This is a genomic window from Marilutibacter aestuarii (assembly GCF_006546775.1).
GTDB lineage: Bacteria > Pseudomonadota > Gammaproteobacteria > Xanthomonadales > Xanthomonadaceae > Marilutibacter > Marilutibacter aestuarii.
In genome coordinates, this window is the sequence record NZ_VICE01000148.1 from 52,356 (window position 1) to 66,597 (window position 14,242).

A 14,242-nucleotide genomic window follows, 5' to 3' on the forward strand; every position below is an offset into this window, starting at 1 on the left:
GGCACGGCCTGGCGATGGTGGCGCTGACGCTCCACCGTCCCGACCCACCGCCCCCGAGACTCCCCGCGTGACCCCATCGATCCGATCCGCCCCGCCGCCGGGGCTCTCCCGGTCCTGCCCCGGATCCCGCCGCCCCGCGGCGATCGTCCCTCCATTCCCCGAAAGCCGGGCCGGAGCCCGGCCCGCAACGAGCGCGCGCCGATGCTGCTGATGATCGACAACTACGACAGCTTCACCTGGAACCTCGTGCAGTACCTGCAGACGCTGGGCGCCGAGGTGAAGGTGGTGCGCAACGACGAGCTCGACGTGGCCGCCATCGAGGCCCTGGCGCCCTCGCGGATCGTCATATCGCCCGGTCCCTGCACGCCGAACGAGGCCGGGGTGTCGGTGGCCGTCATCGAACGCCTGGGCGCCACCACGCCGATCTTCGGCGTCTGCCTCGGCCACCAGAGCCTGGGCCAGGCCTATGGCGGCGAAGTGGTCCGCGCGCGCCAGATCATGCACGGCAAGACCTCGCCGATCCGCCATGCCGGTGGCGGCGTCTTCGGCGGCCTGCCCGACGCCTTCGAGGCCACCCGCTACCACTCGCTGGTGGTCCGGCGCGAAAGCCTGCCCGACTGCCTGGAAGTCACCGCGTGGACCGAGGACGCGGCCGGCGGTTTCGACGAGATCATGGGCCTGCGCCACCGCGAACACCCGGTCGAGGGCGTGCAGTTCCATCCCGAGTCGATCCTGACCGAGCACGGGCACGCCATGCTCAAGAATTTCCTGGAGCAGCCGGGGCGGGCCTGAGCCGGGCCGCTCGTCTACCATTACGCGCGGCGCCGAGCGCCATCCGCACGCGAACAAGGAGTCGGCCATGCCGATCAATGCGCAGGAAGCCCTGCAACGCACCATCGAACATCGCGAGATCTTCCACGACGAGATGGTCGAGCTGATGCGGCAGATCATGCGTGGCGAGATCAGCCCGACGATGACCGCGGCCATCCTGACCGGCCTGCGGGTGAAGAAGGAGACCGTCGGCGAGATCGCGGGCGCGGCCACCGTGCTGCGCGAGTTCGCCCTGCCGGTCGAAGTGAGCGACCGCTCGCAACTGGTCGACATCGTCGGCACCGGCGGCGATGGCGCCCACACCTTCAACATCTCCACCGCCAGCATGTTCGTGGTCGCCGCCGCCGGCGCGCGGGTCGCCAAGCACGGCAACCGCAGCGTGTCGTCGAAATCCGGCAGCGCCGACGTGCTCGAGGCCCTGGGCGCCTGCATCGAGCTGCAGCCCGCCCAGGTCGCGCAGTGCATCGACACCTGCGGCATCGGCTTCATGTTCGCCCCGGTCCACCACCCGGCGATGAAGGTGGTCGCGCCGGTGCGCCGCGAGATGGGCGTGCGCACGCTGTTCAACATCCTTGGGCCGCTGACCAACCCGGCCGGCGCCCCGAGCATCCTGATGGGCGTATTCCATCCCGACCTCGTCGGCATCCAGGTGCGCGTGCTGCGCAAGCTGGGCGCCAAGCGCGCGCTGGTCGTCTGGGGCCGCGACGGCCTGGACGAGTTGTCCCTGGGCGCGGCGACCCTGGTCGGCGAGCTGCGCGATGGCGAGGTGCGCGAGTACGAGGTCCATCCCGAGGACTACGGCATCGCCATGGCGGCGACCCGCAACCTGCAGGTCGGCGACGCGCTGGAGTCCAGGCAGATCGTCCTGGATGTCCTGTCGGGCGGCCCCGGCCTGCCGCTGGAGATCGTCGCGATGAACGCCGGCGCCGCGCTCTACGTGGCGGGCGTGGCCGATTCCATCGCCGACGGCATCGCCCGGGCGCGCGAGGCCATGGCCTCCGGCGCGGCGCGGGCGAAGCTGGACGAATTCGTTGCCCTCACCCGCGCGCTGGGCGGCCTGCCGCCCGCCTGACCCCTGTGTCCACGCGCCGGCCACGCGGCCGGCGGCCCCAACGGAAGCCAAGCAGCACTCATGAGCGACATCCTCAACACCATCCTCGCGCGCAAGGCCGTGGAGATCGAACAGCGCAGCCGGATGCGTCCGCTGGAGATGGTCCGGGCCCGTGCCGAGGCCATGCCGCCGGCGCGTGGCTTCGTGCAGGCCATCCACCACAAGCGCGACGCGGGCGAGGCCGCGGTGATCGCCGAGGTCAAGAAGGCCAGCCCGTCCAAGGGCCTGATCCGCCCCGACTTCCGGCCGGCCGACATCGCGCGCAGTTACGAAGCCGGTGGCGCCGCCTGCCTGTCGGTGCTCACCGACGTCGATTTCTTCCAGGGCAGCAACCTGTACCTGGGCGAGGCGCGCGACGCCTGCAGCCTGCCCGTGCTGCGCAAGGACTTCACCGTCGACCCCTACCAGGTCTACGAAGCGCGGATGATCGGCGCCGATGCGATCCTGCTGATCGTCGCCGCGCTCGAGGACGGACCGATGATCGAGATGGCGCACCTGGCGCACTCGCTGGGCATGGACGTCCTGGTCGAGGTGCACGACATCGACGAGCTCGAGCGTGCGCTGCAGACCGACTGCGAACTGATCGGGGTCAACAACCGCAACCTGCGCACGTTCGAAGTGTCGCTCGAGACCACCCTCGCGCTCAGGCAGGCCGTGCCGCCGGACCGCACCCTGGTCACCGAGAGCGGCATCGCCACGCCCGCCGACGTGGCCCGCATGCGCGAGGCCGGCATCGGCGCCTTCCTGGTCGGGGAGAGCTTCATGCGCGAACCGGACCCGGGCGCCGCCCTCAAGCGCCTGTTCGCGCCATGAGCGTCGCCGGCCCGCGCTTCCCGCAGGCGGCGCCCGGTGCGCCGCTGGTGGTGTTCGACTTCGACCACACCCTGTACGACGGCGACTCCGGCAGCCACCTGTTCCGCTGGATGATCGGGCGCGCCTGGTGGCGCGTGCTCCTGGCCCTGCTGATCGCGCCGGTGTACGGGCCGCTGGTGGCCTTCCTGCCGACCCGCCGCTTCGGCATCTCCGGCTTCGTCTGGGTGGGCTCGGTGTTCGGACTGCACGGGCGCGGTGACCTCGATGCGGTGATCGACCGCTACGTCGACGGCCATGCCGAGGCGATCCGCGCGCGCCTGCTGCCGGTGGCCCTGGAGGTGTTCCGCGCGCATCGCGAGGCCGGCGACCGGGTGGTGGTCGCGACCGGTGCCCCGCCCGAACTCGCCCGCGCGATCCTGGCCTTCGTCGCCCACGAGGACGTGCCGGTGGTGGGGACCGAGGTCGGCCCGCGCTGGGGCGGGGTCGGGCCGGTGCGCCACTGCCACAACGAGATGAAGATGACGATGCTGCGCGACGCCGGCTTCGGCGGGCCGGTCGAGAAGGCCTATTCCGACAGCTCCGCCGACCTGCCCCTGCTGAAGGCGGCGCGCGCACCGGTCGTGGTCAACCCGAAGGCAAGTCGCGTGGCGATGTTCCGCGAGGTGCTGCCGGCCGGCACCCCGATCCTCAACTGGGGCTGCCCGGGGCGTGCGGGCGAGCCGGTGGCCTGATCCCGGTCCCCGGAACGCGACAGGCGGCCCGTAGGCCGCCCGTCGTGTCGAAACCAGGACATCCCGAGGTCAGTCGCGGGTGCCGTAGAGGACCACCGTCTTGCCGCGGGCATGCAGCTTGCCGTCGGCCTGCAGCTTCTTGAGCACGCGGCCGGCCATCTCGCGCGAGCAGCCGACGAGGCGGGAGAGCTCCTGGCGCGACACCCGCAGCTGGGTGCCGTCCGGGTGGCTCATGGCCTCCGGCTCCTGGGCCAGGTCGTGCAGGGCGCGGACGATGCGGTCGGTGACGTCCAGGAAGGCCAGGCGACCGGCCTTGCGGCTGGTGTCGAGCAGGCGGCGCGAGATCTGCGCGCCGATCGCGTACAGCAGCTTGGGCGCGTCCGCCGCCAAGCGGGTCATGAGCAGGTCGTAGAAGCGGTCGTGGCCGATCTCGGCCAGCTCGCAGGCAACACGGGTGCGCAGGATCACCTCGCGCTGCTGGCTCTCGATGAACAGTCCCAGTTCGCCGACGAACTCGCCGGGTCCGAAATAGCCCAGCACCAGCTCGCGGCCGTCGTCTTCCTCGGTGATGATGCTGACCGAACCGGAGATGACGTAATAAAGCGTGCTTGCCGGGTCGCCGGGCCGGAACACGTCGGTGCGCGACGGATAGCGGCGGCGGTGGCAGTGCGCGAGGAATCGCTCGATCGTGGACGCGTCCGGGGTAAGCGGGCTGTGCGAGCGGCGGAGAGCGGTGAGGTGTGCGACCGAATCGGCTGACATAGGTTGGTTTTTCTGGGCAAGTGTGGCCTTGACCCGCTGGAGCTTAGGGCCAAGCGACGCTCTTGGGCAAATCCTGACGTTTTTGCGAAAGCCGGCCCCGTCCCCCGGAGTGGGCGCCCGGCAGCCCCGGCGGACCCTCCGGGCGCCTTGCTTTCGTCGTCATCCCGATTGCCTCATAATCCCCGACCCAGTCGTCCCCCGGGTACAAAGTCGTGGTCAAGCCGTTGCCTCGCTTGAGGCTGCAGGGTTTCAACAACCTCACCAAGGCCCTCTCGTTCAACATCTACGATGTCTGCTACGCCGTGTCCGAGGACCAGCGCCAGCGGTACATCGAGTACATCGACGAGGCCTACAACGCCGACCGCCTGACCCAGATCCTCACCGACGTGGCGGAGATCATCGGCGCGAACATCCTCAACATCGCGCGCCAGGACTACGATCCGCAGGGTGCCTCGGTGACGATCCTCATTTCCGAGGAGCCGGTGATCGACAAGTCGCAGGCCAAGGGCGTGATCTCCGACGCCGTGGTCGCGCACATGGACAAGTCGCACATCACCGTCCACACCTATCCCGAGACCCACCCGGACAACGGCATCGCGACCTTCAGGGCCGACATCGACGTCGCCACCTGCGGCGTGATCTCGCCGCTGAAGGCGCTCAACTACCTGATCGAGAGCTTCGAGTCCGACATCGTGGTGATGGATTACCGCGTGCGCGGCTTCACCCGCGACATCAAGGGCCGCAAGCACTACATCGACCACAAGATCAATTCGATCCAGGACTACCTGGCCAAGAACGTGAAGTCGCGCTACGACATGCTCGACGTCAACGTCTACCAGGAAAACATCTACCACACCAAGATGCAGCTGATGGACTTCGACCTCGACCGCTACCTGTTCGAGGAGAAGGCGCGCAACCTGTCGTTCAAGGAGCGCATGAAGATCGAGGCGCGGCTCAAGCGCGAGATCGAAGAGCTGTACCACGGGCGGAACCTCGTGGATTGATGGCTGGTGATTCGTGATTCGTGATTCGAGAAGAGCATGAGAAAGCAAAAGGCCCGCATCACGCGGGCCTTTTGCTTTGGTTCTTGACCAATCACCAATCACCAATCACCAATCACGAATTACACCCTGTATGCCACCGCCTTCATCACCTTCGACGCCGCGGCCATCAGGCCCGGGATCGGCGGGGGCAGGATGCGGGCGCCGGCGGCCTCGGCGTTGTTCGCATGGCGGGCCTCGTCGGCCTTCATGACCTGCAGGATCGCGCGGCTGCGCGCGTCGGCGGCGGGCAGCGAGGCGAGGTGTTCGTCGATGTGCGCCTCGACCTGGCGCTCGGTCTCGACCACGAAGCCCAGGTTCCAGCCGTCGCCACGTAGGCCGGCGAGCACGCCGATCGCGTAGCTGCCGCCGTACCACAGCGGATTGAACAGGCTGGGCCGGCTGTCGAGCTCGCGCAGGCGATCCCCGCACCAGGCCAGGTGGTCGGTCTCTTCCTGCGCTGCGTGCAGGAGGTGTTCGCGGGTCGCCGGATCGCGCGCCACGGTGGCCTGGCCGCAGTACAGGGCCTGCGCGCACACCTCGCCGACGTGGTTGATCCGCATCAGGCCCGCGGCATGGCGGCGTTCGTCGTCGTCGAGCACGACGTCCGGTTCGTGTTGGCCCGGGTTGGCGCGTTCGGCGAGCGGGGCGCCCAGGACGGTCTCCATCGCGCGCTGTGCCTGGTCGATGAGCCGGTCGAGCCGGCTGAGCTGGCGTGTGTGCATGGCACCATTCTAGGTGCTGGGGCGGCCACGGACGATGAAGCCCGTGCATCCCGGGGCGCGCTCCTCAGTCCGTGGCCAGCTGGGCCGCCAGCAGTTCCAGCGGATGTTCGAGCCGGCGCCCGGCCCCGAGGTCGAGATGCAGCCGGCAGCCGATGTTGGCGCTGAGGACGCGGTCGGGTTCCAGGCGTTGGATCCGGTCCAGCAGGGGCTGGCGATGCGCGGCCGCGCGGACCGGGTCGAGCAGCATGCGCGAACCGGCCGCGCCGCAGCAGCCGGTCCCGGCATCGAGGCGGTGCACCTCCAGCCCCGGCACGCGGGCGAGCAGGGCCAGCATCGCCGCCGCCCCGCCTGCGCCACGCTGGGTGCAGGGCAGGTGCAGCGCGACCCGCGCGTGAAGCGGTCGGAACCGGAGCCGGCCGCCATGGGCGTGCAGGTAGTCGAAGGCATCGACGGCCATGTCGCGCGGCAGCGCCGCCGCGATGGCCTCATGGCAGCCGCTGGCCAGGGTGATGACCTGCGACGATCCAGCGAATGCCTCGAGGTTGCGCTGCGCCAGGCGGGCGTGACCGGCGGTGTCGCCGGCATGTGCGTGCAGGCTGCCGCAACAGGTCTGTGCCGACGGCGCGACGAGCGCGACCCCGAGCGCTTCGCACAGGCGCCCGAGGGCGTCGCGCACCGGGCCTTCGTAAGCACGGGCCACGCAACCCTCGAACACGGCCACCCGGGGGCGGGCACCGGCGGCCGGAACCGAGCGTACGGGCCGCAATGCGGGCGAAGGAGGGCGGGGCAGGAGGCGCCAGGCCGCGGGCAGCAGCGGGTGGGCTCGGCGGTAGGTTCCCAGGAGCGCGCCAAGCAAGCGCGGCCGGGCGACCAGCGCCTCGAGCAGGCGCTGGCGCAGGGCAGGGCGACGACGCTGTCGCTGCTCGGCGCGCGCGGCCAGCAGCAAGGTGCCGTACTCGACGCCGGCCGGGCAGGCGCGCTCGCAGGCGCGGCACCCCAGGCAATGGTCCAGGTGGGCTTCGCCGGCCGGTGTGGCGGCCATCCGACCCTGCGACCAGGCGCGGGCGAGGGCGATCCGTCCGCGTGGCGATTCCGCCTCGATCCGGTCCAGCGCGTAGGTGGGGCAGGCCGGCAGGCAAAGCCCGCACTGCACGCAGCGGTCCGCGAGGGCGGCCAGCGACGCGGCACCGGTCGGGGGAGCGGGCGGGCAGGCGGGCTCGGGCATCGTCGGCGATGCTAGCGCAGTCTGAACGCGGGCGGGGGCGAACTTGCGGCGCCGGGGTCGACCCGCTATCATTCCGCCTCTTGCGTTTCCGCAAACAACGCGAGGCGAAGTTCCAGTCGCCCCGGGCCCGGCCCGCCAGCGACTGCAACCAGCCCGACCATGCACCCCCAAGTAGAGCCGTCATGAAGACTTTCACTGCCAAGAACGAGACCGTCCAGCGCGACTGGTACGTCGTCGATGCCGCGGGCAAGACCCTCGGCCGCCTGAGCTCCGAGCTCGCGCGCCGCCTCCGCGGCAAGCACAAGCCCGTGTACACCCCCCACGTCGATACCGGCGATTACCTCGTGGTGATCAACGCCGAGAAGATCGCCGTGACCGGCAAGAAGCTGCAGGACAAGATGTACCACCGCTTCACCGGCTACATCGGCAACCTGAAGTCCGAGACCCTGGCCCAGGCGCTGGAGCGCCATCCCGAGCGCGTGATCGAGATCGCCGTCAAGGGCATGCTGCCGAAGAACACGCTCGGCCGCGCAATGTACCGCAAGCTCAAGGTCTACAAGGGCTCCGAGCACCCGCACGCCGCGCAGCAGCCGCAGCCCCTGGACCTCTAAGGTAAACGACACATGGCTATCCAGCAGAATTACGGCACCGGCCGTCGCAAGTCCTCCACCGCGCGCGTTTTCCTGCGCAAGGGCAGCGGCGCCATCACCATCAACCAGCGTCCGCTCGACGAGTTCTTCGGTCGCGAGACCGCGCGCATGATCGTGCGCCAGCCGCTCGAGCTGACCCAGTCGACCGACAAGTTCGACGTCAACGTCACCGTGATCGGCGGCGGCACCACCGGCCAGGCCGGTGCGATCCGCCTCGGCATCGCGCGCGCCCTCGTCGAGTACGACGAGAGCCTGAAGTCCGAGCTGCGCAAGGCCGGTTTCATGACCCGCGACGCCCGCGAAGTCGAGCGCAAGAAGGTCGGCCTGCACAAGGCGCGTCGCGCCACGCAGTTCTCCAAGCGCTAATCCACCTGGTGGCATTTGCGTTATAATCGGTCTCATAGCCCCGTCGCCAAGCGGTAAGGCACCTGACTCTGACTCAGGCATTCGGTGGTTCGAATCCATCCGGGGCTGCCATATCCGAACAAGAACGCCCGCCCTTCCGGCGGGCGTTCTTGTGTCCGGGCCCGCGATAGCCGCCGGGCCGCCGTCCGCGCGGAACGGTGCTGCAGCGCGGTAGTCGCCCCCGCCCCGGCGGACGGGCGCGCGCCCGTCCGCGCGCGTCAAGCGCGATCAGCGTCGCAGAACCGCAATCCCACCCGCCATCGGTTGCCGGCATCGCGGCGGCCCGCGCCCCATATCGCCTCCCGGCGCAGCGCAGGCACGGCGTGCCCGTGGCATGGGCACATCAGCCTTCCCATTCCCCTTCGTGCCGGGTGGCACCTGTTGGTTCTGACAGGTGTCGAGGCAAGGACGATGACGCTAATTTGCCCGTCGCCACGGGGATGGCGATTCATCCAAAGGGGAAGAACGTGCTGGGTTTCATGCGAAGGCTCATGGGCGGGCAGCCCACAAGCCACAAGGGCAGCGCGACGCCAAGGGCGCCGATCCAATTCGACGTGCCCGCCGGGCGTCCGCGACAGATCAAGTACGACCCCTCGCTGGTGGCGTCGCTGGAAAAGGATCATCGCGAACTGGTCGCCCTGTTCAAGGAGATCGGCCAGTGCGCCAAGCTCGACGAGTATGGCGACGTCCCTGCGCTGCTGCTGTCGTTCAAGACCCGGCTCGAAGCGCACCTGATCGCCGAGAACGTACGCTTCTACAACTACGTCGAGAACACGCTCCAGGACGACGCGGAGAACGCGATGCTGATCCGCAGCTTCCGCCGCGAGATGAACAGCATCGCGCGTGGCGTGGTGGATTTCGTCAAGAAGTACCAGGTCGCCAGCTTCGACGCGCGCAGCCGCGCGGAGTTCATGGACGACTACAGCACCGTCGGCGGCCTGCTGACGCAGCGCATCGAACGCGAGGAGAACAGCCTCTACCCCCTGTACCAACCGCATTGACCGGCGGTACGTCCCGTCCGCCGTCATCGAATCCCAACGAGCGAGGACCGACATGGACGCGAACATGCATATGGAAGGCGACGCCGTACTGACTCCCCAGATCGCACGGTTGCGGGCGGGGCTGGAAACCCACGGCGTGTTCGGGGAACTGCGCGACATCCAGGCGCTGCGCGCCTTCATGCAGGTGCATGTGTTCGCGGTCTGGGACTTCATGTCCCTGGTCAAGCGACTGCAGCAGGACCTCACCTGCGTCCGCCTGCCCTGGATGCCCCCGGCCGATCCGGCCAGCGCCCGCCTGATCAACGACATCGTGCTGGCCGAAGAGAGCGACGTCGACGCCGAGGGGCGGCCCGCGAGCCACCTCGACCTGTACCTGAAGGCAATGGAGGACGTGGGCGCGCCGACGCGCGCGTTCCGGCACTTCCTCGACCTCCTGCGCCAGGGCCACGGCCACGAGGAGGCCCTCGCCGAAGCGAACGTGCCCGACTTCGTCGCCGAGTTCGTCTGCGACACGCTGCGCACCGCCACGGGCGGCACCACCTTGCAGGTGATGGCCAGCTTCCTCTATGGCCGCGAGAACGTGATCCCCGGGATGTTCCAGGGCCTGCTCGACCGCTGGGGGCTGGACACGCTGCAGGCGCCGGGCTTCGTGTACTACCTGGAGCGCCACATCGAGCTCGATGCCGACGAACACGGGCCGGCCGCCAGTCGCATGCTGGCCAGCCTGCTGGGCCGCCAGCGCGACGGCCTGAAGGTCGCGCGCGACGCCGCGCGACAGGCGCTCAACGCGCGCCATCGCCTGTGGGATTGCACGGCCGCGCAACTGCGCCAGGTCGCGACGATGGCCGCCGAGCCGGAAGCCGCCACCGCCTGAAGGCCAGGGCGCGGCTCACGCAGCGCGGGCGAGCGGCACCGCCCGCGTGGCCTGCAGCTGTCGGGCCACCGCCAGGTTGCCGGCGTGAAGCGGCAGGCGGAAGGCCAGGCTGGTCACCGAGCCGATGCGTCGGGCCGGGCCCAGCCGCTGCAGGTCGAGGTCGAGCCGGCGGAGCAGGCGCTCGAAGCCGGCACTGGTGACGCCGACCACGCATTCCATGCCCTGTCGCGCGGAGAAGCCCAGGACCTCCGCGACCAGTCGTGCGGGTATGTCGCCGAAACGATGGCCGCATGCATCGTCGTCGGCCTCGCGCGCGGTGGTGACCGCGAACCGGCTGACCTCGATGATGCGGCTGCCGCGGGGTACGCCCGACGGCGCCGCGAGCGCCGGGAACACGTCGCCCAGCATGTTCGGCCCCAGACTGGGCAGCAGTCGGCAACAGCCGATCGCCCGATCGCCCTCGTGTGCGATCACGTAGTCGGGGCCGAGCAGGTCGAAGCGGTCGTGCTCGCGACCCACCTCCACCCGGACCGCCCAGCCCAGGCGTTCGCCGAATACTTCCGCGCGCAGGCGCAACATGCTGTCGAACAGGGCGGGCGACAGGCGGGGCTCGCCGGCCCGGGCCACGGTGAACTCGGTCATCCCGACACACTCCATGTCGAACGGGATGCACAGGGAACCCGATACCGTCGGTTCGTGCAGCTGCCAATTCCGACAGGGTCGCGCCCGGCGAGACCCTCAATGCGCGCCGATGAGTCCCATCGACACCGCGCGCGCGACCGCCGCCTGGCGCCCGGACACGCCCAGCTTCTGGCTGGCGTTCTGCACGTGGAAGATCACCGTGCGCTCGCTGATGCCCAGCAGCTGGCCGATCTCCCAACTGGTCTTGCCTGCCGAGGCCCAGTAGAGCGACTCGCGCTCGCGACCGGTCAGGCGCGGTACCTGCGGTGGACGCTGCGATGCGTTGGGCGAGTGGGTGAAGCGCCGGGCCGCCTCGTGGACGAAATGCGCCAGGAGGTGCAGCTCGGCCATCCGCGACGACAGCCGGGGGGCGAGCCCCGCCTCGCCGGTGAACGACATCAGCCCCCAATTGCTGCCCGGGCCGTGCAACGGGATGCTCAGGCCGGCACCGAGGCCGAACTCGGCGGCTTCGCAGAACATCTGCCGGATGCTCCGGCTCCTCGGATCCACCGGGCTTCGTGTTGCCCGGAGGAGGCTCGACCAGTCCAGGGGCACGGCATGGTCGTGGCAATGCGCCACCACCGGATCGATGCGGATGTAGTCGTTGCCCAGGTAGTGCTCGACCCAGGCCTCGGGGTAACTGCCGAGCGTGAACTGCTCGCGGCGGTCGTTGACCAGCGGAAGGTCGAGGGCGTAGAGCCAGTGGCGGATGCCGATCGGCTGGACCAGCCGGTCGACGGCGTCGGTCAAGGCGGCGGCGGTCGGGCACTCGGCGAGTGCGGAAAGCGCCTCCAATGGCGCGGCCCCGGGGGGTAGCATCGCAGATCCTTCTGTCTTCCCTGGCGGCAAGCCTAGCAGTCCTTTCGCCGGCCACCGACGCCGGTCGGCCCGTTCCCGGCGAGCGGTCACACTTGCGGGTGGGCGCTGCGCATCCCGGCCCCGGCCTGCGACAGGTTACAATTGAAACCATTGGCCGACGGCACGTTCACGGCCGCCACGTACCCTCAGATCCCACCCCGCATGCAGGAGTCCGGTCCAGATGAAGCTCGGTAGTCTCAAGGAAGGGGGCCGCGACGGCACCCTGGTCGTCGTCTCGCGCGATCTCGCCCGCGCCGTCAAGGCCACGGACATCGCCGACACGCTGCAGCGGGCGCTGGAGGACTGGTCGAACCTGGCGCCGCGCCTCAACGCCCTGTCCGAGGCGCTCAATGCCGGCGAAGCCGAGGGCGCCTTCGCGCTCGACCCCGCCAGCCTGGCGGCACCGCTGCCGCGGGCCTACGAGTTCGTGGACGGCAGCGCCTACCTGCCGCACGTCGAGCGCGTGCGCCGTGCGCGGGGTGCCGAGGTGCCCGAGACCTTCTACACCGATCCGCTGATGTACCAGGCGGTGAGCGCGGGCTTCTATGGTCCGCGCGACCCGGTCAAGGTGCCGAGCGAGGACTTCGGCATCGACCTGGAGGCGGAAGTCGTCGTGATCACCGACGACGTGCCGATGGCCGCGTCGCCGGAACAGGCCGCCGCCCACATCCAGCTGGTCGGCCTGGTCAACGACGTCAGCCTGCGCAACCTCATCCCGGCCGAGCTTGGGAAGGGCTTCGGCTTCCTGCAGTCCAAGCCGCGTTCGGCGCTGAGCCCGGTGTTCGTCACGCCGGACGAGCTGGGCGATGCCTGGCGCGACAGCAAGCTGCACCTGCCCATGCTCACTCACATCAATGGCGAGTGGTTCGGTGCGCCGGAGGCGGGCGTCGACATGCAATTCAACTTCGCCCAACTGGTCGCGCACGCGGCGCGCACCCGCCCGCTGTCGGCCGGCACCATCGTCGGGTCGGGCACCGTCGCCAACGAGGACACCTCGCTGGGGGCATCGTGCTTCGCCGAGCGGCGCACCGTCGAGACCCTCGAGCACGGCAAGCCCAGCACGCCCTTCATGAAGTTCGGCGACGTCGTGCGCATCGAGATGCTCGACAAGTCCGGCGCGAGCGTGTTCGGCGCGATCGAACAACGCATCGAGCAGCCCTGACGACGGCGCGGTTGCCGCGACGGCCGGCCTCCGGGGCCGCCCGGCGACGCGTCTGCGGTAAGGTGCGCGCTGGACCAAGGCTGGGGGCCGGAGACGAGGTGGAACCGTGAACGAGCGATTGAAGCTGTACTCCTACTGGCGTTCGAGCGCCGCCTACCGCGTGCGGATCGGGCTCAACCTCAAGGGCCTGTCCTACGACATCGAGCCGGTGCACCTGGTCCGCGATGGCGGCGAGCAGCACATGCCCGACTTCCGCGAGGCCAATCCGCAGGGCCTGGTGCCGGTGCTCAGGCATGGCAGCCGCGTGTTCCGCCAGTCCCTGGCCATCCTGGAGTACCTGGAAGAAGCCTGGCCCACGCCGGCCCTGCTGCCGGGCGAGGCGCGCGACCGCGCCCGGGTGCGCGCGCTGGCGCAGGCCGTCGCCTGCGAAATCCACCCGCTCAACAACCTGCGCGTGCTGCAGCACCTGGAGCACGAGATGGGCGTGGCCGCCGACGGGCGCGATGCCTGGGTCCGCCACTGGATCGAGGAGGGCTTCGAAGCCATGGAGGCGATGCTCGTCGACCATCCATCGACGGGGCGCTTCTGCGAGGGCGATAGTCCGGGCCTGGCCGATTGCTGCCTGGTCCCGCAGGTCTACAACGCGCGTCGCTTCAAGGTGGACCTGGCGCCGTATCCGACCATCGAGCGCATCGAAGCGGCCTGCCTGGCCTTGTCGGCCTTCGACGCCGCACGTCCCGAGCGCCAGCCCGACGCGCCGTCGCCGGCCTGAGGCGACGCCCCCGGAAAAAGTTCTTCTCCCGACTGGGGGAGAATTCGTCTGATCCGGTTGGCCTGCGTCCCAACCCCGCGCCTTCATCACAGCGTTCGCTGGGGTGAGGCGGACCGTTCGCGACATTGCCGCGTGGTCCGGCCGAGCCCCCAGCGCACTGCGCTGGGCCGGGGAGAACCCCCGAGACTTGCCAATGGCTGGATCCCGGCGTTCGTTGGGATGACGGTGTGATGGGTTGCCGGACGGGGGCGGCGGCGTCGCCGTAGGGTGGGTCGAGCCGAAGGCGATACCCACCATGGCTCCCGGCCACGACGCGAGAGGGTTTTGCTTCGCGCAATCCATTCTGCGTGTTGAGTGGGATCGCATGGCAAGTGCAACGGCGGCACTCCCGCGTAGGCCGGGTAAGCGAAGCGCACCCGGGGCATCGGTATGAGGGCAAGATCGAAGGCTTTCGCCCGCTGCGCGTGCGAGTCCCTTTTGTCTTGGCAAAAGGAACCAAAACCGCGGGCTCCATCGGCCGCCGGCGCGGCTTCGCCGCACCGGTCCCCTGTGCGCCTCGGCCGTGGCGGCACGGCGCCCAAACTCGCTTCGCTCAGACAAG

The 14,242-nt window shown here is 69.6% G+C and carries 16 protein-coding genes and 1 tRNA gene; 12 read left to right on the forward strand and 5 right to left on the reverse strand.

Annotation, left to right across the window (positions count from 1 at the left end; translation table 11 throughout):
* The first annotated feature begins 201 nt into the window (after window positions 1-201).
* From FKV25_RS15340 to FKV25_RS15355, 4 genes are all read left to right on the forward strand, one after another.
* Entirely contained in the window at window positions 202-792 is a 591-nt protein-coding gene (locus FKV25_RS15340) for an anthranilate synthase component II (RefSeq protein WP_141519656.1), read from the forward strand.
* Between the two features lie 67 nt (window positions 793-859).
* Window positions 860-1,903: an anthranilate phosphoribosyltransferase gene (gene trpD, locus FKV25_RS15345; RefSeq protein ID WP_141519657.1), complete on the forward strand. Its 1,044-nt coding sequence runs from the start codon at window positions 860-862 to the stop codon at window positions 1,901-1,903.
* A 60-nt stretch (window positions 1,904-1,963) separates the two neighbouring features.
* Window positions 1,964-2,755, forward strand: a complete 792-nt coding sequence (gene trpC / locus FKV25_RS15350; protein ID WP_141519658.1) for an indole-3-glycerol phosphate synthase TrpC — start codon at window positions 1,964-1,966, stop codon at window positions 2,753-2,755.
* Window positions 2,752-3,486 (forward strand): haloacid dehalogenase-like hydrolase, encoded by a 735-nt coding sequence (locus tag FKV25_RS15355; RefSeq protein ID WP_141519659.1) that lies wholly within the window; start codon window positions 2,752-2,754, stop codon window positions 3,484-3,486. The genes trpC and FKV25_RS15355 overlap by 4 nt, the downstream gene beginning before the upstream one ends.
* A gap of 69 nt (window positions 3,487-3,555) precedes the next feature.
* Here FKV25_RS15355 and crp read toward each other — a convergent pair whose 3' ends face one another.
* Entirely contained in the window at window positions 3,556-4,248 is a 693-nt protein-coding gene (crp, locus tag FKV25_RS15360; RefSeq protein ID WP_141519660.1) for a cAMP-activated global transcriptional regulator CRP, read from the reverse strand.
* A gap of 212 nt (window positions 4,249-4,460) precedes the next feature.
* On the opposite strand from crp, the gene speD reads away from it, so the two are divergent.
* The gene (speD, locus tag FKV25_RS15365; RefSeq protein ID WP_141519661.1) at window positions 4,461-5,252 is read left to right on the forward strand and encodes an adenosylmethionine decarboxylase; all 792 of its coding nucleotides are present in this window, start codon (window positions 4,461-4,463) and stop codon (window positions 5,250-5,252) included.
* Between the two features lie 119 nt (window positions 5,253-5,371).
* On the opposite strand, the gene coq7 is transcribed toward speD, so the two are convergent.
* Entirely contained in the window at window positions 5,372-6,013 is a 642-nt protein-coding gene (gene coq7 / locus FKV25_RS15370) for a 2-polyprenyl-3-methyl-6-methoxy-1,4-benzoquinone monooxygenase (protein ID WP_141519662.1), read from the reverse strand.
* Window positions 6,014-6,077: 64 nt separating this feature from the next.
* On the reverse strand, window positions 6,078-7,238 hold the full coding sequence (locus tag FKV25_RS15375; RefSeq protein ID WP_170218667.1) for a (Fe-S)-binding protein: 1,161 nt from the start codon (window positions 7,236-7,238) through the stop codon (window positions 6,078-6,080).
* A gap of 182 nt (window positions 7,239-7,420) precedes the next feature.
* Here FKV25_RS15375 and rplM point away from each other — a divergent pair, with 182 nt between their 5' ends.
* From rplM to FKV25_RS15400, 5 genes are all read left to right on the forward strand, one after another.
* Entirely contained in the window at window positions 7,421-7,849 is a 429-nt protein-coding gene (gene rplM / locus FKV25_RS15380) for a 50S ribosomal protein L13 (protein WP_141519664.1), read from the forward strand.
* Window positions 7,850-7,861: 12 nt separating this feature from the next.
* On the forward strand, window positions 7,862-8,254 hold the full coding sequence (gene rpsI, locus FKV25_RS15385) for a 30S ribosomal protein S9 (RefSeq protein WP_141519665.1): 393 nt from the start codon (window positions 7,862-7,864) through the stop codon (window positions 8,252-8,254).
* Window positions 8,255-8,290: 36 nt separating this feature from the next.
* A tRNA-Gln gene (locus FKV25_RS15390) sits at window positions 8,291-8,365 on the forward strand.
* A gap of 482 nt (window positions 8,366-8,847) precedes the next feature.
* Window positions 8,848-9,294: a hemerythrin domain-containing protein gene (locus FKV25_RS15395; RefSeq protein WP_170218668.1), complete on the forward strand. Its 447-nt coding sequence runs from the start codon at window positions 8,848-8,850 to the stop codon at window positions 9,292-9,294.
* Between the two features lie 64 nt (window positions 9,295-9,358).
* A complete protein-coding gene (locus FKV25_RS15400; RefSeq protein ID WP_211345463.1) occupies window positions 9,359-10,168 on the forward strand; it encodes a DUF3050 domain-containing protein in 810 nt (269 codons plus the stop codon).
* A gap of 15 nt (window positions 10,169-10,183) precedes the next feature.
* On the opposite strand, the gene FKV25_RS15405 is transcribed toward FKV25_RS15400, so the two are convergent.
* The gene (locus FKV25_RS15405) at window positions 10,184-10,810 is read right to left on the reverse strand and encodes an acyl-homoserine-lactone synthase (RefSeq protein WP_170218669.1); all 627 of its coding nucleotides are present in this window, start codon (window positions 10,808-10,810) and stop codon (window positions 10,184-10,186) included.
* A gap of 96 nt (window positions 10,811-10,906) precedes the next feature.
* Window positions 10,907-11,668 carry a helix-turn-helix transcriptional regulator gene (locus FKV25_RS15410; protein WP_141519668.1) on the reverse strand — a complete coding sequence of 254 codons (762 nt, stop codon included), beginning with the start codon at window positions 11,666-11,668 and terminating at the stop codon, window positions 10,907-10,909.
* A 220-nt stretch (window positions 11,669-11,888) separates the two neighbouring features.
* Between FKV25_RS15410 and FKV25_RS15415 the strand changes: the two genes are divergently transcribed.
* Both FKV25_RS15415 and maiA read left to right on the forward strand, forming a co-directional pair.
* Window positions 11,889-12,869, forward strand: coding sequence for a fumarylacetoacetate hydrolase family protein (locus FKV25_RS15415; RefSeq protein WP_141519669.1), 981 nt, complete (start codon window positions 11,889-11,891; stop codon window positions 12,867-12,869).
* 106 nt (window positions 12,870-12,975) lie between these two features.
* Window positions 12,976-13,641, forward strand: coding sequence for a maleylacetoacetate isomerase (gene maiA / locus FKV25_RS15420; RefSeq protein WP_141519670.1), 666 nt, complete (start codon window positions 12,976-12,978; stop codon window positions 13,639-13,641).
* The last annotated feature ends 601 nt before the right edge of the window (window positions 13,642-14,242 follow it).